The 21885-nt window shown below is 44.4% G+C and carries 17 protein-coding genes and 4 pseudogenes; 10 read left to right on the top strand and 11 right to left on the bottom strand.

All coding sequences use genetic code 11. From position 1 onward, the window contains the following. Positions 1–58: 58 nt before the first annotated feature. The 4 genes from ACE1CM_RS32215 to rsmH are packed head-to-tail and all read left to right on the top strand — an operon-like array spanning position 59 to position 3636. Positions 59–1168, top strand: a complete 1110-nt coding sequence (locus tag ACE1CM_RS32215; protein ID WP_374882943.1) for an RNA-guided endonuclease InsQ/TnpB family protein — start codon at positions 59–61, stop codon at positions 1166–1168. Positions 1169–1198: 30 nt separating this feature from the next. Continuing rightward, the gene (locus ACE1CM_RS32210) at positions 1199–2386 is read left to right on the top strand and encodes a M48 family metallopeptidase (RefSeq protein WP_374882942.1); all 1188 of its coding nucleotides are present in this window, start codon (positions 1199–1201) and stop codon (positions 2384–2386) included. Next, entirely contained in the window at positions 2356–2721 is a 366-nt protein-coding gene (locus tag ACE1CM_RS32205) for a hypothetical protein (protein ID WP_374882941.1), read from the top strand. Before ACE1CM_RS32210 ends, ACE1CM_RS32205 begins: the two co-directional genes overlap by 31 nt. Positions 2722–2724: 3 nt before the next feature. Next, the gene (rsmH, locus tag ACE1CM_RS32200; RefSeq protein ID WP_374882940.1) at positions 2725–3636 is read left to right on the top strand and encodes a 16S rRNA (cytosine(1402)-N(4))-methyltransferase RsmH; all 912 of its coding nucleotides are present in this window, start codon (positions 2725–2727) and stop codon (positions 3634–3636) included. A gap of 409 nt (positions 3637–4045) precedes the next feature. On the opposite strand, the gene ACE1CM_RS32195 is transcribed toward rsmH, so the two are convergent. Further along, positions 4046–6355, bottom strand: a complete 2310-nt coding sequence (locus tag ACE1CM_RS32195) for an ATP-binding protein (RefSeq protein ID WP_374882939.1) — start codon at positions 6353–6355, stop codon at positions 4046–4048. Positions 6356–6926: 571 nt separating this feature from the next. Between ACE1CM_RS32195 and ACE1CM_RS32190 the strand changes: the two genes are divergently transcribed. From ACE1CM_RS32190 to ACE1CM_RS32175, 4 genes are all read left to right on the top strand, one after another. After that, positions 6927–7655 carry a response regulator gene (locus tag ACE1CM_RS32190; protein WP_374882938.1) on the top strand — a complete coding sequence of 243 codons (729 nt, stop codon included), beginning with the start codon at positions 6927–6929 and terminating at the stop codon, positions 7653–7655. 560 nt (positions 7656–8215) lie between these two features. Beyond that, positions 8216–9898, top strand: coding sequence for a SpoIIE family protein phosphatase (locus tag ACE1CM_RS32185; RefSeq protein ID WP_374882937.1), 1683 nt, complete (start codon positions 8216–8218; stop codon positions 9896–9898). Between the two features lie 3 nt (positions 9899–9901). Beyond that, on the top strand, positions 9902–10384 hold the full coding sequence (locus tag ACE1CM_RS32180; protein WP_226587085.1) for an anti-sigma regulatory factor: 483 nt from the start codon (positions 9902–9904) through the stop codon (positions 10382–10384). Positions 10385–11027: 643 nt separating this feature from the next. Continuing rightward, positions 11028–11471 (top strand): hypothetical protein, encoded by a 444-nt coding sequence (locus tag ACE1CM_RS32175; protein ID WP_374882936.1) that lies wholly within the window; start codon positions 11028–11030, stop codon positions 11469–11471. Between the two features lie 12 nt (positions 11472–11483). On the opposite strand, the pseudogene ACE1CM_RS32170 reads toward ACE1CM_RS32175, so the two are convergent. From ACE1CM_RS32170 to ACE1CM_RS32160, 3 genes and pseudogenes are all read right to left on the bottom strand, one after another. After that, a pseudogene (locus tag ACE1CM_RS32170) lies at positions 11484–11669 on the bottom strand (RNA-guided endonuclease TnpB family protein); the annotation flags it as partial. Positions 11670–11776: 107 nt separating this feature from the next. Continuing rightward, the gene (locus tag ACE1CM_RS32165) at positions 11777–12211 is read right to left on the bottom strand and encodes a nuclear transport factor 2 family protein (RefSeq protein ID WP_374882935.1); all 435 of its coding nucleotides are present in this window, start codon (positions 12209–12211) and stop codon (positions 11777–11779) included. A gap of 498 nt (positions 12212–12709) precedes the next feature. After that, on the bottom strand, positions 12710–12793 hold the full coding sequence (locus ACE1CM_RS32160; protein ID WP_374882974.1) for an orange carotenoid protein N-terminal domain-containing protein: 84 nt from the start codon (positions 12791–12793) through the stop codon (positions 12710–12712). 147 nt (positions 12794–12940) lie between these two features. On the opposite strand from ACE1CM_RS32160, the gene ACE1CM_RS32155 reads away from it, so the two are divergent. After that, positions 12941–14224 carry an IS1634 family transposase gene (locus ACE1CM_RS32155; RefSeq protein ID WP_374882934.1) on the top strand — a complete coding sequence of 428 codons (1284 nt, stop codon included), beginning with the start codon at positions 12941–12943 and terminating at the stop codon, positions 14222–14224. Between the two features lie 155 nt (positions 14225–14379). Here ACE1CM_RS32155 and ACE1CM_RS32150 read toward each other — a convergent pair. After that, positions 14380–15880 (bottom strand): annotated as a pseudogene (locus ACE1CM_RS32150) (IS66 family transposase). A gap of 106 nt (positions 15881–15986) precedes the next feature. Here ACE1CM_RS32150 and ACE1CM_RS32145 point away from each other — a divergent pair. Further along, on the top strand, positions 15987–16391 hold the full coding sequence (locus tag ACE1CM_RS32145; protein ID WP_374882933.1) for an IS1634 family transposase: 405 nt from the start codon (positions 15987–15989) through the stop codon (positions 16389–16391). A gap of 28 nt (positions 16392–16419) precedes the next feature. On the opposite strand, the pseudogene ACE1CM_RS32140 reads toward ACE1CM_RS32145, so the two are convergent. The 6 genes and pseudogenes from ACE1CM_RS32140 to ACE1CM_RS32115 form a co-directional block, all read right to left on the bottom strand. Beyond that, a pseudogene (locus ACE1CM_RS32140) lies at positions 16420–17525 on the bottom strand (IS630 family transposase). A 257-nt stretch (positions 17526–17782) separates the two neighbouring features. Next, positions 17783–18127: an orange carotenoid protein N-terminal domain-containing protein gene (locus ACE1CM_RS32135; RefSeq protein ID WP_374882932.1), complete on the bottom strand. Its 345-nt coding sequence runs from the start codon at positions 18125–18127 to the stop codon at positions 17783–17785. 64 nt (positions 18128–18191) lie between these two features. Then, positions 18192–18554, bottom strand: coding sequence for an RNA-guided endonuclease InsQ/TnpB family protein (locus ACE1CM_RS32130; RefSeq protein ID WP_374882931.1), 363 nt, complete (start codon positions 18552–18554; stop codon positions 18192–18194). A gap of 6 nt (positions 18555–18560) precedes the next feature. After that, positions 18561–18791, bottom strand: coding sequence for an HNH endonuclease (locus ACE1CM_RS32125; protein ID WP_374882972.1), 231 nt, complete (start codon positions 18789–18791; stop codon positions 18561–18563). A 189-nt stretch (positions 18792–18980) separates the two neighbouring features. After that, positions 18981–20342: pseudogene (locus ACE1CM_RS32120) on the bottom strand (reverse transcriptase domain-containing protein); the annotation flags it as partial. A gap of 616 nt (positions 20343–20958) precedes the next feature. After that, positions 20959–21867, bottom strand: coding sequence for an RNA-guided endonuclease InsQ/TnpB family protein (locus ACE1CM_RS32115; RefSeq protein ID WP_374882930.1), 909 nt, complete (start codon positions 21865–21867; stop codon positions 20959–20961). Positions 21868–21885 lie beyond the last annotated feature (18 nt).

Genomic DNA, 21885 nt, shown 5'->3' with positions numbered 1-21885 from the left:
GCAAGGGAAGAAACTAATCATTTCTTGATGTTTTTGAATATCATGAAAACTCTGAAGTTTGAGCTTCTATCAACACAAGCGAAACAGATACCTCAAGCGGTCAATCAACGCAGCTGGAGCGATCTACAACCATTGCATCGCCCTCCACAAAAGGTACTATCGTATGTGGGGTCATCACTTGAATTGCCACAAACTTCAGTCTCATATTGCCAAGTTACGGAAACGCAACCCATATTGGCAATTGGTCGGTTCTCAAGCCGTACAGGATATCTGTCAACGCATTGAGAAGGCATACCAACTATTTTTAAAACATCACACCAAAAAAGTTAAACCACCCGGATTTAAGAAGATTAAAAAATATAAGTCATTGACGTTGAAGCAAGCTGGCTATAAATTCTTGGGCGGCAACCGCATTAGGATAGGAGAGCGAGTCTACCAGTATTGGAAATCTAGAGAAATTGAGGGGAAGGTCAAAACACTGACGATTAAACGAACTCCACTCGGAGAGTTATTTATGGTGGTGGTTGTTGACAGTGTTGCTCTACCAGAAATCAAGTTTGAGACAGGTAAAATTGCTGGATTTGATTTTGGCTTAAAGACATTCCTCACCTGCTCGGATGGTGAACTGATTGAATCACCTCAATTCCTGAAACAGTCGCTTAAAGATATTAAGAAAGCAAGTCGTCAGCATTCCAAGAAACAAAAAGCTTCAGCCCACAGGGAACGGGCGAGAAAACATCTCGTTCGCTCTTATGAAGATGTTTCTTTTCGCCGCTACGATTGGTTTTGGAAATTAGCTCATGACCTAACAAATCGATTTGATGTGCTGTGTTTTGAAACGCTTTCTCTCAAGGGAATGCAACGATTATGGGGACGGAAAATTTCCGATTTGGCATTGGGAGAGTTTCTGCAAATCCTCCAGTGGGTTGCTAAGAAGAAAGGCAAGCAAGTAGTCTTTATCGATCGGTGGTATCCTTCGATCAAGACTTGTTCGCATTGTGGGTATGTCTTAGAAACACTGGATTTGTCGGTGAGAGAGTGGCGTTGTCCCTGCTGCCATTGTGTGAACGGACGGGATGAAAACGCGGCTAAGAATATTTGTGCGGTTGGGGCATCAACCGTTAAGTTAGGCAATGTTAGACAGGCGGTGCCTGCAATTGCTGTTTGAGCTTAGAATCCCACGGTACGGCCGGGGAGTATGTCAATTCTCGATGAATTCAATGCCGCAGTTGTCCAAAGACCTCGTTTAGGTATCTTTGGATGGCAACAAAATTATCTCTTAATCGGGCTACCTTTAATGCAAGCGCTTTCTCAAAGTCAATTTCGCGCCGTTCTCGCCCACGAATTGGGACACCTTTCTGGAAACCACAGTCGCTTTGCTGGCTGGATTTATCGCCTGGGAATTACATGGTATCAGATATTAGAAAGGCTACAACGCGAACAGGGGGGATCTTCGTTTATTTTTGATGGGTTTTTTAACTGGTACGCGCCATTTTTTAATGCATATTCGTTTGTTTTGGCGCCCATGGACGAATACGAAGCAGATCGCTGTGCCGCCGAATTAGCCGGGGTCAAAAATGCCGCCGAAGCGCTGATTAATGTAGAAGTAAAAGCCAGATTTTTAGAATCTTCTTTTTGGCCCGATGTTTTCAAACAAGTCCAACATCAAATCGCTCCTCCAGCCACAACTTACACCCGCATGTTTACTGCCTTGCAGACGGCTGGTAATTCTGAATTTGCTACGAAATGGTTACAACAATCCCTAGCAGAAAAAACCAATAACGCCGACACCCATCCCTGTTTATCCGAGCGGCTGACAGCATTAGGATATTCTCAAGCTAACCAGCAGAAAATTACCCTACCTCCGCCGGTTAAAACAAGCGCGGCGCAGCAATTATTAGGGGATGTTTTAAACGAGTTGACAGCGGAATTTAACAATAACTGGAAACAAGCTAATGACACTCCTTGGCGGCAGCGATATGCTTACGTTCAAGAATCGCTCCAGAAACTTCAATCCCTAGAACAAAAAGCCCAAAAACAAACCCTATCAGATGAAGAATCCTGGAACCGCGCTTGTTGGACGTTAGAATTTAAAGGCCAGGAAGTCGCTATCTTGCTGTTTAAAGAAATACTCGCAACTCAACCTTCTCACGCAGCAGCTAACTACACAATTGGGCAAATATTGCTACAAAAAGATGACTCTACAGGCATCGATTACGTCGAAAAAGCAATGGAAAAAGAATCTGATTATGTAATAGATGGCTGCCAATTAGTATCTTATTTTTTGAATAAAAATGAAAAAAAAAAGAAGCAAAGGCATATCATAACCGGGCATAAGAATACTACGAAAAGGTATTGTTTGCCAGAAAAGATCGCTCTTTTGTAAGTGCAAGCGATGAATTTAAACCCCACAAACTAGCGGGTTCAGAGGTCAAAAAACTGTACCAGCAACTTTATAATTATCAGAACTTGAAACAAGCTTATTTGGTGCAAAAGGTGGTAAAATATTTCCCAGAAAAACCTTTCTACGTCATGGGAGTAGAGCGGCATCGGGGCTGGTTTGAATTAGATAGCGCTCGCCACGACAACTCACTCATCGATCGCTTGGCTAACGAAGTACAATTCCCCGGCAATGCCTATATCATAATATTGAACAACAATAGGAATAATATCGCCAAAAAATTGCGTAAAGTCGAGCAATCGGCTATTTATCCAGGGTAAACCATGAAAACTAACTCCCAAACCTCAATTGAGACAGAAGAACCCACATTTGTACACGTTTCCGTACTGAGTCGGGAGTTAATTGCCGGATTGGAAATTCGTCCAGGCGGACACTATCTCGATGCTACCGTCGGCGGTGGCGGACACAGTCGCTTAATTCTAGAAGCCGCACCGGATACTAGAGTAACGGCAATTGACCGCGATGAAGATGCTCTAGCCGCCGCCAAGACAAATTTATCCGAGTTTGGCGATCGCATCCAATTCTGTCGCGTTAATTTTTGCGATCATAAACCAAACAATCTTCAATTTGATGGTATAATAGCCGACCTTGGCGTCAGTTCGTTCCAATTCGATACCGGCGAAAGAGGTTTTAGCTTTAGACAAGAAGCAGCTTTAGACATGCGGATGGATCGGCGACAATCCCTCACAGCGGGTGAAATAATTAACCATTGGGAAGAAAAAGAGTTAGCAGATATATTCTATAAATACGGAGAAGAACGGCTATCGAGGCGAATTGCCAAAGCGATTGTAGAACGGCGTCCATTTCAGACTACGACCCAATTAGCGGAAGCGATCGCACAAAACGTCCCCCGCCAATACCGCTACGGTAGAATACACCCAGCCACCCGCGTATTTCAAGCATTGCGAATCGTAGTTAATCAAGAACTCGTATCCTTAGAAACATTCTTAGAACTAGCACCTAACTGGCTAAAACTTGGTGGCAAAATTGGCATTATCAGCTTTCATAGTTTAGAAGACAGAATCGTCAAACACACCTTGAGAAATTCAGACATACTGCGAGTACTAACCAAAAAGCCAATTACACCCCAAGATGACGAACTCGCAAACAATCCGCGCTCTCGTTCTGCCAAATTAAGAATAGCCGAAAGAGTTAGCGACCAGGCTCAGAAATAAACTTCAACTTTAAAGCTAAAATGACTTAAAACTGACTATAATAACTCAAGTTGCTAGTTATCTCTCTGGTGAGCGGCTAATGGCGTTCCCAGGCAGATCCGTGGGAACGAGGCTAATGGAGCGATTGGTAAAAATCCAAGATTAGCAATTAGCAATTAGCCATTAGCAACGCGCTTGTTTATAACTAGCAACTTGCGTTAATATTCACACAAAACTTACGCAGGTCGCTTCCTAAATCAAGAAACCCGGTTTCTTTGCTTAAGTTTTGTAATGACAAGGCGTAGATAAATACCCAAAGATTGTATAATGCCGTGTCCCTACAATATGAAATTTATTTTCTTACACCCCTAGTCCTACCAATCACCAATTACCCATTAGCAATTAGCAATGAGCAATTAGCAATTAGCCATTATCTAATTATTCTTTTCGTTGTTTTTGTCTTGCGTCCAGCAGATAGAGGAACCTCGCGGGGAATTTCTATTGTGAAAGTGGAACCTTCTCCCAAAACACTTTGAACCGTAATTTTTCCATTCATCATCTGTACCAGTGACTTAATAATCGCTAGTCCCAAACCAGTACCGTAATATTTTTTTGAAAGACTTTGATCGACTTGTCGAAAAGTTTCAAAAATGCGGTCTAAATTTTCTTGAGCAATACCAATACCGCTATCTTGAACCACAATAGCGATTTTATCCGGGGAAGGTTCCGACACCTCAACGCGGACAAAACCAGAAGGCGTAAATTTAACCGCATTAGAAAGCAGGTTCACTATAATCTGGCGCAGGCGAATGCTGTCGTTGATTGCGATTGGGTTATTCAAACCGATGTCCAAGTTTAAGTCTAAATGCTTTTCTTGGGCGGGGGAACGAAATTCTTCGACCGCGTTGGTTAAAAGAACCTCCAAGTTGACAGGTTCCGGTAGGAGTTCCAACCGACCAGATTCGATTTTAGATAAATCTAAAATATCGTCAATTAGCGATAACAAATGTTTGCCATTGTCGAGGATGCGCTGCACCATATTTTCTTGCTCCAGCGTCAGGGGTTGTCCTTTAGACTGGGTGCGCGAACGCGACGACGAATGCAGCAGCAATTGAGAAAATCCAATCACCGCATTCATCGGGGTACGCAATTCGTGAGACATCGTCGCCAAAAACTGCGATTTTAATCGCGCCGCTTCCATTAGCTGTAAATTTTGCATCTGAATTTGCTGGCGTTGATTTTCCAGTTCTCGGTTTTGATTGGCTAAAACTTCGTTTTGATTGGCGAGTCTTTCTTCCCGTTCTTCTAAAGTTTTAATCAATCGAGCGTTGTTAATTGCGATCGCAGCTTGTTCTCCCACCGCCACCAGCAGGTGTCGATCTTCTTCGTCAAACGCCTCCCCATCTTCCCAATTACCGATCCCCAGCACCCCCAAACACCCACCCTGGGGCGAATTAATCGCCACCGTACAAACAGAAGCGGGTAAATAGGCACGCAGCATGGGACATTGAGTATTGAGCATCTCTTTACGAGCGCTTTTAAAGTCTCCTACCGTCGAAACCACTTGCTTTAGCCATCCATCCTCGTCTAATCGCAATCTTTCCGTACCAATTCCAGCGGTGACGGTTAACACCATGCAATTCTCCTGCGTCGCCGCTTCGCCAACGCAAGTCTGGTTATTTAGCACGATAAAACAAAACTGCGCCGCTGCAATCGCATCGCAAACCGACTGCGCCATCACTTGCAGCAGTTCTGGTAAATTAGCCAAATGCTGGTTGATCAAATTGGAAAGCCGTTGTAGCGTCCGCAACTGTTGCTGTTGTTCGCCCAAAATCAAAACCGCTCTGCGAAGATTATTGCTCGCTTCCTGGGAATCTAGGTAAAGTCTGGCATTGATTTGGTGTATCTTTTCCAGTTGTTCCAGTCTGCTGCGTAGCTCTTCTTCCACCTGTTTGGCGGCTGTAATATCCCCGAGCGCACCTGCCATCCGCACTGGCTTGCCAAAAGCGTCCCTTTGTGCTTTTCCCCGCATCATGCAGTAGCGATATTCCCCAGAACTATGGCGCAGCCGCAATTCTAAATTAAATTCAGCGTTGTGACAAAGATGAGCCCTAACCGCATCCTTGAGTTTTTTTCGGTCTTCCGGATGCAGCAGGTCGAAAAATTTTTTTACGATCGTGTTAAAATCATTGGCAGACTTGCCCAATTCAGTCACAGACTGTCCAATAATTTCTTCAATCCGGTGATTGCAGTAAACTTGGTTTTTGGTAATATCCCAATCCCAAATCCCATCGTTTGATCCTTCTAAAACCAAGCGATAGCGTTCCTCGCTTTCTTGGATCTGGTTGAAAGCGATCGCCGCCAGAGTTTCCGCGCGGTAGATACGAATCGCATTATTCATAATGCGAACCAGCGTCTGGGCGGAAACTTGCTCAAAATCAATATAATCGGATGCTCCAGCTTTCATCAGTTCCATGGCAATTTCCTCGTCTTCCTCATGGGTCAGCACAATCAAAGGCACTTTTAACCCAAGACTTCGCACTTGCCGCACTAAGGTCAAACCATCCCCATCAGATAAGCGATAATTGAGGAAAACGCAGTCAAAGGGTTGCTGCTGCAAGACCGCGATCGCCTTCTTGCTATCGGCGGTTTCTGACACTTCCACCCGCGCGCCAGCAGCCATTAGACCGCAGCAAACCGCTCCCGCATCCACCACCAATATTTTTAGCTTCTCTTCCATAGTTCTTAAAAAGATTTATGATTTTCTCTAATATCATTTGCTTATTTTTACCCAAAAAGCTAAACCTAAAACAGCAAACATGAATTTTTTACCTTTGAGGGGTTTAATTTCCAGGGTAACAGTTGTTAACCAACTGCTTAAAATGCTATGTTTTGATCGTAAAAGAAGAGTTGGTCACAATATTACCTGGAACAGGTTGAATCCCTTGCTGGCTCGGCTAAGGGTTGAAGCGCGACCAGTTGCTCGGCCTATGGCAGGTAAGAGCAAGCGTTTATTTTTCCTTAATTGTGAACGGAAAATGACACATTTTCCTCTAACCTGTGACGGTGTTTGCCTTACATCGCTGGTGGGAGACAAGCGAGATAGAGGTTCTCCCCATCTTCCCTTCCCAGTTGGCTCAGGAGCAAGCCGATTGCCATAGGAAATATGTCAACAGAGGGAATGCAACATCGTTTTTAGTGTCTAAAATATATCCAATGCCTATGAACTCCCTCCTTCTAGCGATAGGTGTACTCGTTCTGGATAATTGGTAAGTTGCTTAAACTTGAATAACGAAATAGAAAAAAAGACCATGAAAGAAATTCGCGTAGCCCTAATTGAAGATCACGACCTCACGCGGGTGGGGATCCGGACGGCGCTGCAACAGCGAGAAGAAATTCGCGTCGTGGGGGAAGCAGCAAACGGTTCAGAGGGACTGAAGCTGTTACAAGACTCGAAACCAGATATTGCCATCGTCGATATTGGACTGCCAGACATGGACGGCATCGAATTAACTCGACGCCTGAAGGCATCGGTGACGGAAGAAGAACCCGCACCAAAAGTGTTGATATTAACATTACAGGACAATGAAGAATCAGTCATGGCAGCGTTTGCCGCTGGGGCAGACTCTTACTGCATGAAGGATATCAGCTTCGATCGCTTGTTAGAAGCGCTGCGCGTCACCACAGAAGGCAACGCCTGGATCGATCCGGCGATCGCGCGCATCGTCCTCAAACAAACAAGAACTGCCCCCACACCCGTCGCGGCAATACCCGAACCCGTCGCCACCGCCAAAAAAGTCACCATCGAGGCGACGGAACCAGAATACACCCAGATGCTGGAAGCATACCCCCTAACCGAACGGGAGTTAGAAGTCTTGCAACTGATTGTGGAAGGCTACAGCAACGCCGCGATCGCAGACAAGCTTTACATCACCGTCGGAACCGTCAAAACGCACGTTCGTAACATTTTAAACAAACTATGTGCCGATGACCGCACCCAAGCCGCCGTCCGCGCCCTGCGCTCAGGTTTGGTTGGCTAAGTAGATGTTTGAAAGCGGTAGTTTTTAATACAAGGATAATAGCAGCTCCAGCCGGCGCGCTGGCGTCCCAGAACAGGGGTAACGCCAAAGCGGGCTGGTGTTTTATCATCGATAGTCTGTGGGTGACACATGCACCTAGTGCGCTCGCGAGGGCATCGCTCCTACTTCTGGCAAGGGGAAAGACCCTCTCCCTTTTGTTTGGCAAATCAAGTTAGGCTATAGTAGCGACTAAATAACCAACACTCAAAAGTCGAAATGCCCAGAAAAAAAGGGGATAAAATTCATATTCAACCTACTTATGCCCAAACAAAAAACCTGCAACCCTATACTCAGCAGGTTCAACCCACTCAACCTCAGGCAAGCGGCAAATTTATTCGGAGGTCCAAAAGGAAGTTGAGGTCACCGACCTTGTTGCTGTCAAACCATCGCTCAACCGCAGCAGACTTTCCGAGAATGGGCTATTTAGTGTAATTTTGTATACAGGGAAGCGACAAACTCGACCCGCGCTTTCCTGGCAATCCTTTAAAGTAGGATGGATCGTTCAGCGAGTGTTTCTAATTATGACTGGGGGAGAAGGCAGCAAACTGAAATTAATGGTAGTGGATGATGAGCCTGATAACCTAGATTTGCTGTATCGCACATTTCGGCGCGATTTTCAAGTCTATAAAGCCGAAAGCGGACCTAGCGCCCTAGAACTGCTGGATAGAGAAGGCGAGATGGCGATCGTGATTTCCGACCAGCGGATGCCCCAAATGAACGGGACAGAATTTTTAGGTCGGACTGTGGATCGGTTCCCAGACACAATTCGCATTCTGCTGACAGGCTATACGGATGTTGAAGATCTAGTAGACGCAATTAACTCAGGTCAGGTATTCAAATACATTACCAAGCCGTGGAATCCGGCTGAACTCAAAGCAGTCGTTCAACAAGCCGCAGAAACATACAAAGTCCTAAAGCGGCGAACAGATGAACTGCACCGCGCCTTGCAGCGCGAAACTTTGTTTAATGCGGTAACCAGCGCCATTCGGGAATCCCTGGATTATCGCAGCATGTTACAAAGAATTGTAGAAACAATCGGTCAAACCTTTAAAGCTACAGAGTGTCGCCTGCGCCCCGTAGAAGGCGATCGCTTGCTGGAAGAAGCATTTTCCTACCAAGTAGACGATGGCAAACCCAACGGCAATGGTGAAAATAGCGACTCCCTGTTGCAAGCCGCTCTCAAGAGCCGCCAGACACAAATTAAAACTAGCAGCGATAACGGCAGCTATTCGGTCGAACTGATAGTACCCCTGATCTGCAAGCAGGAACTACTAGCGGTTCTCTGCCTATACCAAGAAAGCACAAAAGCCACTTGGTCACCCGAAGACATTACCCTGATTGAAGGCGTCGCCGAACAAGCCGCCCTCGCCGTTTCCCAAGCCAAACTCTACCAGCGCACGCAAGTGCAAGCCGAACAAATGCGTGCCGAGTTAGAGGTAGCGCGTCAAATTCAACACAACTTGCTACGCCAGGAACTACCAGAAGTAGAAGGTGTAAGAATCCAAGCTTGTTGCTTTCCCGCACGGGAAGTCGGCGGCGATTTTTTTGAAGTCTACGCCCATCCCAAAGGAGATATTTGGCTAGCAGTGGGAGATGTTTCCGGTAAAGGCGTCCCAGCAGCGTTATTTATGGCAAGTGCCATATCGGTGATGCGGCGAGAACTGTCGCAAGAAAACCCGCCAGAACCGAACGTCGTCATGCAGAGCCTCAACAGCGGCCTCTCAGAAGACCTGATAAGCAACAACTGCTTTATTACAATGGTTCTGGCACGTTACACCCCCGCAACGGGGCAATTGGTCTATGCCAATGCTGGTCACATCTATCCCCTCGTCTGGTCTTACCAAACTAAGGCAAGCCATACTGGGGATGTTGAACCCAATTTCCTTAAGGCTCGAGGCGTCCCCTTGGGCATTTTGCCAAACTGGAAAGGCGCAGCGGGCAGTTTAGATTTAAAACCCGGTGAAGCACTTTTATTAGCAAGTGATGGAATTACGGAGGCAACTATTAGCAATGAAATGGCAACATCAGTAGGTATTGGCGATAGCCAGTCTAGTGCCAATTTGATGCTCAAACAAGAGGGGCTGTGGGCGCTCCTCAAGCAGGAAAATAGCCCGCTTGACTTGACCCGACTCTTAGCCCGCATTCGGGGAAACAACCAAGTACAGGAAGACGACCAAACTATACTCTCGTTGGAGGTTCTTTAATCAATGCGAACGGAGCTGCATATCCCCAGCGACCTAAAGTTTTTAACAGTGGTTGAAAACTGGCTGTTGGGCTTTTTGGAAGCAGAACTACAAGAAACTGTCGATTGGCCTCGGCAGTCAAGTCGCCTGCGCTTGGCTTTGGTAGAAGCATACTCGAACGTGGTGCGTCACGCTCACAGAGATCAACCCAATCTACCAGTCCTGATTCGCTTAGAACTCAAAGAGCGAGATCTGGCTTTGGAAATTTGGGACCACGGCACCGGGTACGACTTATCCACCTATCTGCCACCCAATCCAGAAGATAAACAGGAAAACGGCTATGGCTGGCTGATCATGCATCGGCTGATGGATCGGGTAGAATACCGCTTACAGGTGAATGGTCGCAACTGTCTCAAGCTAGAAGCGAGTTTGCCAAAGTTCACTAAGGCGGTTCCGGACAACAACAGCAAATCTACCTTGGTTCCTCAACAGCAGCCCTTGGGCTGAAGCATAAGACCCACCGCCGCTGTTTTCAGCTAAAGTTAGTAACTAGCGGGCTATTTGTTCAATTTGGCTCGCCCATGCTCGCGTTTCCCTGCTCGCAAGCCTTGCTTTGATTGGCTTAATCCCTATCAAAGAGTTTGGGTGCATTGGGTTGCCCCACAGGGATACGAACGGGCAAAAACTAAGTAATCTTAGGAAAAAATTATTACCTCTAGCAGTCCTCGACTGAAAGCAGGGAAAGTGCGGGAGTGAGGCTAATGAATTGCTAAGCAAAACTTCTATAATCCTCGCTTCTGTCTCCTGCTAGGGAATTATGGTAAAAAATAATACATCCTCAAACTGCCAGGATTAACCCGTTACGCGTACACGATTGGGTTTTTGAAGCCGAATCGCTTACTACTACCTGATTCCTGCATCCGATCAACTCGGCGATTAAGTATTTGTTACAAAAATTAAGATAAAAACAGATTAATTAATCGAAATTAAAAGTTTTGTAAAGATTGATGGCTAAGGCGACCCAATTCAAATATTAACCTAAAATATATTTGAAAAAAGTTAAGCAAATTAACCAGCCCTTAAACTTGTAGAAAGTAAAGATGCGCGGCTTGACTATTGACAAAAAACCCATAGACCGGAGCGAACGACCATGACCCAGCGGTTTTCCCTCTCTCCCCGCTACCGTTTGGATGACGAGTCTCCCTGGTTAGAAGGCATCGATCCAACCCGTAATTACTGGATAGCAGTCAACGGCGATGCATATAACACAGTGCCGATACCTGGATTGATGGTTTCATCTTTAAGCGAGTGGAAGCAAGCGATCAAGCAGTTTCGGGGGCTAAAGCCGGGGGATCGGATGGAATTGGTTCGAGTCGCCAATGTTTGCACGATCCACTGCATTAGCCAAAACTGTTACGCGATCGCACAACAAATCAACCAAGCTCCCGTCTGGCACCTATTCGATCAAGAAACCTTAGAAAGTCTGTTGAGAACCGCTCACCCAGACTGGCAATGTAACGCCAACGACATCGATTTAGGCCGCAAGCTGTTGATGCGTTCGTTGCAGCAAGCGGCAGCGACATCAAAATTTTGACACTCCCCATGCCTAAAGCCAAGGGGATTCTTGCTTCAAAGGGATTCCGATGAATTTACCCTCGGCAAGCATCTTGACCGTATGCCCTACGGCTGCAAGCCCTCGAATCAGAACTACTTGAGCGGCTGCAACATCTCTATCGGTTGTATAGCCGCAATTTGAACAAGCATGAGTACGCTGGCAAAGTTCTTTCTTACCTAGCGCCAAGATGAAACTTAACAAGACGGGGAATAAATTCCCACGGCAAGCTACATCCCCATGTCTAAAGCCAGGGGCTTTGCAGCGAAGGCTTTCGGTAACGGCTGCTAGCGGCGCAGATTTAATAACTCTTGGGGAGAAGCCAGCAGTTTAATCGTAGCTGAAGCGATTTCCCGCTCCCAATTCAGTAAAAACAGCCAAGCAACATTGACGCTAAACCAAGGCGTCTGTACTTTGCCGCTCACTTGAACCATTAGCTGTCCATCATCGAGCAGTTCGGCGATGCCTTCGCGGGGAAAAAGTTGCATTCCTTGCGCTTCCGCTTGCAGGTAGGCAGCGATCGCATCCTGCCCTATCACTGCCGCTTCAAATGGAGGATGCATCGCGCCCGTAGCGGCAAACAAGGCCGCCGTCTGCTCAAATTTCCCTGCATTCAACGTTGCAAAATAAAGCAGGATCGTTGGCTCTTCAATCCCCTCAATCGAAATATTATTAACAGCAACGGCCTCATTTGTTAACGATATCGAATCAGCAGTTTGCATAACAATTTTTCCCTAAATTTATTAGTTATTAGCCCTTAACCTGTGGCAGTAACTAACGACTACATTAAATAAAAAAGCAGGTCAAAACCTGCCCCTTAAGACGGATTCTATGGGAATTTTGAGGAGAATCCCGTTCAATCGTGGCAAAAAACAGAGGAATTAGGCAAATCACCTTTGTTTCTCTGAAAAATCGTCGCTTTAAAACTAAAGATATGCCTGCGGCACGCACTCGCGTTCGCAGCAAGAAACCCGGTTTCTAAGTTCCTCGTCCGTAAGTCCTCAAACAGGACTTACGCGCATATTCCGGGTTTCTATGAAAGGTGATAGGTTCCTCGTCCGTAAGTCCTCAAACATAGAAAAATCTTCCATGTTATTTGTTTTCTAGTTTGATTTAAATCGATATAGTAGGGGCACGGCAGTTGAATTATCTTGGCTCTCGCAAAGAATGATAAGGCCGTGCCCCTACAAAAGGCAAATCTTCGTTACAGAATCAAAGTTTTAGTCAGCCAACGGATCGACGCCCATATCGACGACGGCATTCCGCAGGACGGTGATTTGCTGACCAAAGTCAAGCTGGGTGATTGCTTGGATCCTACATTCCGCAGATATTTAAGCAGATTTAATTTCAGATGGATTCAGAATCGCTAAAGCCTCAAATGATTGCAAAGCAATCATTTGAGGCTTTTTTAGGGTATAATAATCTCCTCCAGTAGAGCAACTCGAAAAACCATGAAAACCCCTCCTGAAGCGATAAATATCGTAAATTTAGACCATTTGGGAATAGTAGCAGGAATAATAGACGAGATGGAATTGGTAGAAGAAGTCAACAAAAAAGTGGGATTAAAAACTAAAGAAACCGTCAGCCCAGGACAAGTAATGAAAGCGATGATTTTGAATGGATTGGGGTTTTTGAGTGCCCCAATATACCTATTCGATACGTTTTTCGTGGGAAAAGCAACAGAACATCTAATCGGAGAAGGAGTGACCCCTGAACAACTAAATGATGACAGAATAGGGAGAGAATTAGACAAATACCATAAAGTTGGTATCACAGAATTATTCACAGCAATAGCCTTGAAAGCAGCGATAAAATTTAAAGTAGAAATGAATAGCGTTCACAAGAGCTGCAGTTCAATATCAGTAGAAGGAGAATACAAAAGCCGTCAAGAAAAGAGCCAAGGAATTGAAGCAGAACCCTCAGATACAGAATCAGAAATGAAACCCATAAAAATCGTCCACGGCTACTCAAGAGATAGAAGACCAGACCTGAAGCAATTTATCATAGACACGATCGTAACCGGGGATGGAGACGTACCATTGTATCTAAAAATAGATGACGGAAACGCCGATGATAAAAGTGTCTTTGTAGAAAGACTGAAAGAATTTAAAAACCAGTGGACATTTGACGGAATATGTGTAGCAGACAGTGCCTTATACACAGCAGAAAACTTGTCAGCAATGGCAGGAATGAAATGGATAACCAGAGTGCCATTAAGCATAAGAGAAGCCCAAAATAAAATCTGGGACATAGAAGATAACGCCTGGGAGGACAATCAAATAAAAGGCTATAAAATAGCAGCCATAGCAAGTGAGTACGCCAACATCAAGCAAAGATGGCTGGTCATAGAAAGTGAAATCAGAAAGCAAGCAGCAATTAAAAAAATATCCGAGCAAGTAGAGAAACAGTTAGAATCAGCTAAAGCCGCACTGCGTAAACTGTCCAGTCAAGAGTTTGCTTGTGTTGTCGATGCAGAAATCGCGATAAAAAGGTTGTCAGATTCTTGGAAATATCACCAAATCACAGAAATTGAATACCGAGAAAAACCAGCCAAAAAACCGACAAGCAAGTCGAAAATAGAGAACCAGACAAAGACAACAGTTTATCAAGTGACAGGTGAAATAGAAACCCGACTCTCAGTGATAGAAGCGGAAAAAATTAAAGCTGGGAGATTTATCTTAGCCACGAACATCTTGGATACTAAAGTAGTGAGTAATGAACAGGTATTATCGTAACTGCTCACCGCAACTGCGTTGCGGTATCGCTTTTGATGCCACTAATGGTGATGGGAACACTTACTCGTAAAAGTAAGAATAATAAATTTCCCACACGCAAGATAGAAGCAAAGGTGTTGCATAGCAGCAAGTCAGTCAGTAGCCTACTGTTAACTTTAGTTGAATTGTAAACCGGAAGGACTGCGACAAGCCTTACAGAGCAACTGATAAAGTTGAGCGATCGCTTCCCCACCTTGTAAGCGGACGGTTTCTAAAAAGCTCGCGCATCTGAGCTACGAACCCTCGCGCCCCAATCACTTCGCGCTCCTCCAGTTACTTTTCGATGCACGACAACCGGGCGTAAAGCTCTTTGGGCATCATTGTTGTCAGGTTTAACTTCTGGATAGTCTAAAAAAGTGAACCATTCTATCCAATGACGTTGAATTCGGTTGGCTAATCGTTGGGCATCCGCAGGCCATCTTTGAGCAGGCGGATTGTGCAAAACTGCTTGTAATTGGGCCTCAAGCACCGGACGCTGACCAGCGATTTGAAAGCGGGTCAATTTCCCAGCATGATAGTCCCGATACCAAGTTCTAGCTGTGGCTAAAATCTCACCCACAGCTTGAGCGAAGAGACGATTCCCCTCAAAACGACTGGTCTTGAGTGCTTCCAAGTCACGTTCGAGATGCGTTAAACATTTCTGTTTCGCCGCCGCCGATTGGGGATTGTAAGCACTAAAACAATCACTGCTAAGAATGCCAGAAAAATCTTCTCCCAACAACTGCTTGAGTTCAGCACTACTACGGGTGGGAGCTAACAAGAGTACACAAACTTGGTCACTGGTTGCCACCCACAACCAATACTTGATGCCATCAATACAATAAGTGGTTTCATCAACGCAGCGCACACCTGGTTGTTGTACGTAGGTCAGCCATTGCTGATAAATTGGCTGCCAGCTTTCTTGAAAATAGCACTGCATTTTAGCTAGAGAACCTTGAGAGATGGGTACTCGTAAAACCTGTTCCACGAAATATTCTTGTTTTCGCGCCTTGTAAGTTACCGCCATATCCCAGCCAACCGACTACGCTACACAATCTACCACCATAGCTAAACCCTTCTAAGATTCCCGGTGGTAATTGACTGTAACCTGACCAGCCGCAATCGGGACATTGGCATAAGGGGCGATGGTATTCCCTAATTTCTACAGGTTGCTCTACGCGCCTCGGCTACTTGTTGCACTTTCTTTGGTGCTGCTGTGACTGACTCCACTGCTGCCTGACACACTGGACAAGTATCCACTTCTAACTCTAAAACTTTGTCAGGTTGACCAAATCCGTTGCGCGTTTTGCCTGGATGGTCGTATTTGGGGCCGCGTTTTTTCCCTTTTTTGGGCTTACTTTTGTCGCTGGGCTTTTTCAGCAGGTCAGCTGATGGGGGAATGGAACTGTTGGATGAGGAGCGGTTTTTTAGCTTGTCTAAAGCTTCTTTTAACTGTTCAATCTCCTGTTGCTGTTCTTCGATCAGGCTTTGCTTTTCTTCGAGTTTTTGTTGTTGCTGTTTGAGCTGCTGCTGTTGTTTGAGTAGCCATTCTCCAATCAACAACACTGTCTGTGCCATGTTTTCTACTGCAATGTCTATCTCCAGTGGTTGGTTGAGCGGTGCGGCTGTTTGAGGCATGTGAGCTACTATACTCTATGCATCACCGCTTTGACTCAAACCCTTACCACACCTGCTCTCTGGCAAGATCAAATGCCACCATTTGCGATACCGCAACGCAGTTGCGGTGAGCAGTTACGTATTATCGGAATACAAAGCGCAGCAAAGTAACGAGAGAGGATTTAGATTTATCAAAGCTCCGTTATTTTTCACCTCAACCGTATTTGTGAAAAATCCGGAGCGAGTCTCAGCAATTGGCATGATAATGGGACTGTGCTTGTTAGTGTATAACCAGGCGCAAAGGAAATTGAGACAACAATTAGAAGCTACCAATCAGGGGGTGAAAAATCAGGTAAATAAATTGACCAATAAGCCGACAATGCGCTGGATATTTCAGATGTTTCAGGCGCTGCATTTAGTGACGATAAATGGAGAGAAGCAAGTCAGCAATTTAACCCAATACCGTCAAGATGTATTGCGGCATTTAGGACAGTATTGCTGTCAGTACTATTTAATATTTACCGGTGGATGATGATTGATAAGCTGCTCCGCAGCTAAATTTAATAAATAGCAGTTCCCTTGTTTTTAATTTTGCGACACCAATTAATGATCAGCTGACCTTCATTTAACAATTTATTTAGCAAGTCTTCTAACTGTTCTACAGATTCAAATAGTCGATGGGCAATATATTCTTTGGCTGAGTGCCAAACAAGTTCAATCAAATTAAAATCTGGGCTGTAAGGAGGTAAAAACTCTAGCCTAATATTCGGCATTTCTGCTTCTATTTGAGCTAATATATCTTTTCTTTTATGAAAGCTAGCATTGTCTAAGACAATCAGAATTTTCGGCCCTAACTATTGAAAATTTTCGGCTAATTTCCCTGTCTCTACCCATTCTTGCTTTAGACAAGTATGCAAAGATCTAATTTGTTGATAAAATGTATCTGCATCTCCTTTTTTTATCACAAAATTTATTCTTTTTTTATCATTATATCTTAAGCCTCCCATAATATTTACTCTTCCCCTTCTCCTTTGACCTGTTACTTTCTTGCGGCTACCTTTTTTCCCCCATGTTTTTCTCCTAATCACCCTTAAACTAAATCCGCTCTCGTCCCAAAACCATACCTGTAGACGTTCTGGAGTTTCTTGGGATATTTTCAAATACTCCGCTAATTTCTCTTTAAACGCTTTCCTCTGACCTGGATTTTGTTTGTCTTTTAGGCTATACTTTGCCCAAAGGTAGACGTACTTTTTTTTCTCTAATATTCTCCTTACTTGAGAGCCACTTAACTTAATTCCTGTTACTTCTTCTAGATAAGTTGCCAATCTATTTGCTGTCCATCTACCAAATTCATATCCATATTCTAATGGTTCTTTTTCCACCACCTCTAGTAATACTTCCTCATATTTAGGGGTGACTTTACGAAAATTTCCTTGACTTCTTCCGTCTGCAAAGCTTTCCATCTTATCTGGATCGCCATGAACTCCCCAGTATGCTACTGTTGGATATGAAATCCCTAATAATTTAGCTATTTCTTGATAATTTTTCCCTCATTCATTAGCAATAAGATTAAAAATATCTCTCTGATTTGAGGATTTTCATTTTCTCTCATTGCTTTGAGTAGCCTTTCTTTTTGCTCTTGAGACAGATGATTTTTAGCTGGCATTTATCTCTACTTTACTTTCAATAGTTAACATTATATTATAAAATTAAGCTGCGTAGCAGCTTATCAAGGTGTAGATATTTGTGAATAATCCTAATTTATTAGTCAAGATAATTTGAGCTTGACCGCAGTTGCCTTGGCTAAAAAGATGAGTTATATCAATAAAATAGCGCCATAAATCTATTAGAAAAAGTCAATTATTTTAATTTACTTAATTTAGGTAAATTTGATATGTTCCCGTGACACTAAAGCCGCATAAGTTAAGCAGAAAAATTTTTGGGATCCCAGTTTTCACAACTGATAAAAAATTCCGAGCCACATCTGCGGAATGTGGGTTGGATCACCTGCGCGCCAGCGCTAGAAAGTTGGTAACCTACTGGCATCGGCACTACAAAGCCTTGAGTCATCCATTGCGCCAATTGATACCAGAAAGCCAGCTTGGTGTTAGCGCTCAAAATGCCATAGGAGCGACTAATCTGGGTATTTTTGTTGGAAGCTAAGTCGCGCATCGCTTGCAGCTGCTCAGTGTGTGACATCTGCTTGATTTGATTGAGCAACCCTTCAGCGAGTTGTAGACGTGCTGCCGCTCTGTCAAACTTACTCAAATCTATCTATGAGACTTGTGTCGGCTTGACTTCCTGCTTCCACCAAGGGAGTCGGCGAAAACAGTCAAGAGGCGTAACTTCGGGAGCAGCTCTCCCTACTCGCTCTCGCATTGAGCGCTGCATTCAAGTCTCTATCTCCCTTCCAACCACATTTTTCACAGTGAAAAATCCGCTCTGATAGAGGTAAAGACTGTTTCACTTCACCACAACAATGGCAAGTTTTTGAACTAGGAAACCACCGGGAAACGATCAAAAGCTTTGACCCGTACAGTTGGCACTTGTACTCTAACTGTCGAAAAAATTCATAAAAACTCCCATCTGCAATAGCTAGAGCTAACTTCCGATTAGCTAACAGGTAGGGTCGAGAGAAGTCATTACTAACTTCTCCCTCCCATCCGAAACCGTGCTTGCGACTTTGACCGCACACGGCTACTCAATGTGTTTCCCTTTTGTGATTACGGGACTTCAAACTACCATCAATAGCAGTCTTTTCGTCATGGCAATGTCTATGGAGTAACTGGAGATTTGTAAATTCATCTTTGCCTCCTAAAGTAGTTGGTGTTATATCGTCTATCTCCAATAAATCTCCATCTTTAAAATGCCATCCGCCCCAGGCACATTTACCTTTTTGTTTTTTAAGTAAATAGCATGAGCGTTTAGGCATTTCTGGGTGGTCACCTAGCCTTGAACTCCAGTAAATTAGGTCTCCATCGTAAGGACTTTTATCCCCTTTAACTTTTACATATGAGCGGCTACTACTGCCGATTTCAACATGTGTTATGAGTTGAAGTGGATTTGCACCTTGTGTCGCAAATACCCAATTTCTATCTTTTACAGATGTCCAATATTTGCTCCCCTTGCGGTTTACAGTCTTACGATTGTACTTTTCCCATCTTCGTAGCTTTAGGTACATGAGGTGGTCTTGATTTCCCAAAGTTCCGGCTGTACTAGCATCCGAATTTTGGTAATAATTTGCCCATCCCCTAATCACAGGGTTTAAGTCTGCGATTAATGCAGCTTGCGGCGAATGCCGATGTTTCAGGATGAGCTTTTTGATTGACAACTGATGTTCTTTACAAGCTTTCAAAGTTGGGGTAATGAGGGTTATGAAACCTAGTGGTTCGTCTTTACGTGTATCTCTGACGCTCCTATATTTACCCGCTGGGTATTGTTGGATATGATGACCTAAAAAGTCGAATCCAGCAATCCCATCCTCACTTTCTTCTGGTTTGAGTGTGTGAGTTAATCTGGTTTTTCCAGGTTTCAATTCTAACCCGACGCCATCTAACCATTCCGAGATTATTTCTCGACATTTAATCACCACAGATTTATCTTGATGTAGGAGAACAAAATCATCGGCATACCTGATAAAACTTAGAGATTTTCTTTGATCTCTTTTGCACATTTTTCTCCCGATTCAGGGATTTATCATGCTCAGAGTTTCGGCAAACTCTTTGATTCTATTCTCTAATCCGTGCCGGGCAATATTTGCTAAGAGCGGGCTAATTGTCCCGCCTTGAGGCGTACCCTCTGATGTCGCGCTATATACTCCTTTATCTACTACTCCAGACTTTAGCCAAGCTTTTATTTGTTGCCTAACTTTGCCTTTTATATTCAACTTTTGGAGTAACGCTGAATGGTTAATACAATCAAAACAGCGGCTTATATCCGCATCTAGTACATATTTTGCTTTGCTTTTAATAGCTAGCTTAATATGCGTGATTGCGTCGTGGGCTGACCTTCCTGGTCTAAAGCCATAGCTGGATTCTTCAAAGTTTGCCTCCCATTCGGGTTCTAGAGCTGCTTTGACTACGGCTTGTAGCGCACGGTCGAACATAGTCGGGATTGAGAGTGGGCGTTTTTCTTCTTTTCCTGGTTTTGGTATCCATACTCGTCGTGTAGGCATGGATTTCCCAGTTAGTTTTAAACGCTCTGCAACGTCTAGACGCGCTTTTGGGGATAAGGATTTGACCCCATCCACTCCTGCGGTCTTTTTACCTTGGTTTTCCACTGTTACCTGTCGTACCGCTAGTACCCGATTAGACCAAGACCTCATTAATGTCTTCTGGAGTTTTCGGACTCGCTTGACATTACCGTTACGTGAAGCAGCGTAGATGCGTTTTTGTAACTTAAAGACGTATCTTTCGGTTTTTTTCCAATTGATACTTCTCCATCCCTCAGTGTTCTTTAGTGAACCTGAATTAGGCTTATTCATTACTACTTACTCCTCTAACTTTTACACATTGCGGTTCACGTCTGCTTATCCCGGCAATTACGCCATCTCTTTTCCAGCATTGACCGTTTGTTCGGTCTGGGCATTTGCTTTTTGAACCATCCCTCCAGTCAAAGGTGTATAGCCTGACCGCTTACCTATTCATCGACCATCATAGGAACCATTTAGACGTTGTTACTTCGTTCCTTATACTCATTGGTTTGAGCCGTTAGGGTGTGCCTTTCCACCGGGGGTCTAGGTTGTGCGCTAGTTCAGTCGGCAGAACTTGCTAGACCTTACCCTTGCTTGCTATTTCAAGCCCAGGAGCTAGACCGAGGTCTATCAGCTTATATCCCCTGGCAACGTCTCACGATGGCTCATCGACACTTCGTTTTTTCTACCCGTGGGACTCTTACTCGCAGTAGGCGCTTTCAGCTATTACCGCCTATTCCTGCTTTCACCCCCGCTTTACATCGCCTGATGGTCAGTCATAGATGTAGGGGCTACCAGTTGCCTGGTAGTTTGTGTGTTTTCAATCCCGCACTAGGATGACAGGACTTGTGGTTTCTAGGATACTTCCACGCACTTGTATGAGTATCAAGTTGTCATCAGTAGAGGATTAAAGTGCGAACTCTACCTTGTTGGTTACTCTACTGAAGCCAGCCATCCCCCCCAAAAGGGTTTCGACTGAACGAATCGCACTGCCACTGACGTTTAAGTCCTCAATTACTATTACGCCGTGGTTCTTGGCTAAGTAGGTGGTTAACTTGTGCAAGTAGTCACAGCGAATGTTAGCAATTTTGTGATGTAGCCGCGCTATTTTAATTCTAGAAGATCGCCAATTTTGCGAGAGAGGTTGTTTTTGCCGATGACTCCATTGTAAGTGAGCTAGCTTTTTCAGAAGTTGGCGAGTTTTTTTGGCACCAGGAAAAACTTCTTTAGTTGAGAGTGTGGCTAAATTTAATATGCCTAAGTCTACCCCAACCACATCAATCGCTTTTGGGGTATATTTGGGTTCCACCTCCAGTTTAAACGAAATGAACCATTGATCGGCCTTGCGGCTAATCGTCAATGTTTTGGGCGTGATGCCACAAGGCAAAAGTTCGTAGGTTTTTAACACGCCGATGACAGGGATTTTAATTTTATTTGCACTAATAATTTTGATTTTCCCTTCCAGCGTAAATGAATCGTGGCGTCCTTTTTTCTTAAATTTTGGCGTTCCAGCTTTTTTTTGGAAGCATTTTTTCCAAGCTTCTCTTAAATGCATTAATGCATATTGGGGGGCTGTTTTTGAGACTTCATAGTACCAAGGATGTTTCGAATTGACTAATGCCACTAGCCATTTATGTAAATCTATGGCACTAGGAAATTTGATTTTATCCTCTGGGTGGTTCTGATTGTGGTCGAGGATGGCTAGGGTTAATCCTAATCCCCAGTTCCAAGCATGACGTGCTACTCCTGCGTGTTTGGCAAGTAGTTGAGATTGAGTGTTTTTCAGTTGGATTTGAGTTTTAAATCCTAGTAGCACGGTTGGGTGGCTGTTTAC

This window comes from Microseira sp. BLCC-F43, assembly GCF_041929235.1.
Taxonomy (GTDB): Bacteria; Cyanobacteriota; Cyanobacteriia; order Cyanobacteriales; family Aerosakkonemataceae; genus Microseira.
Note: the sequence above shows the minus strand (reverse complement) of the source record. Positions and strands in the feature narration are given on the sequence as shown.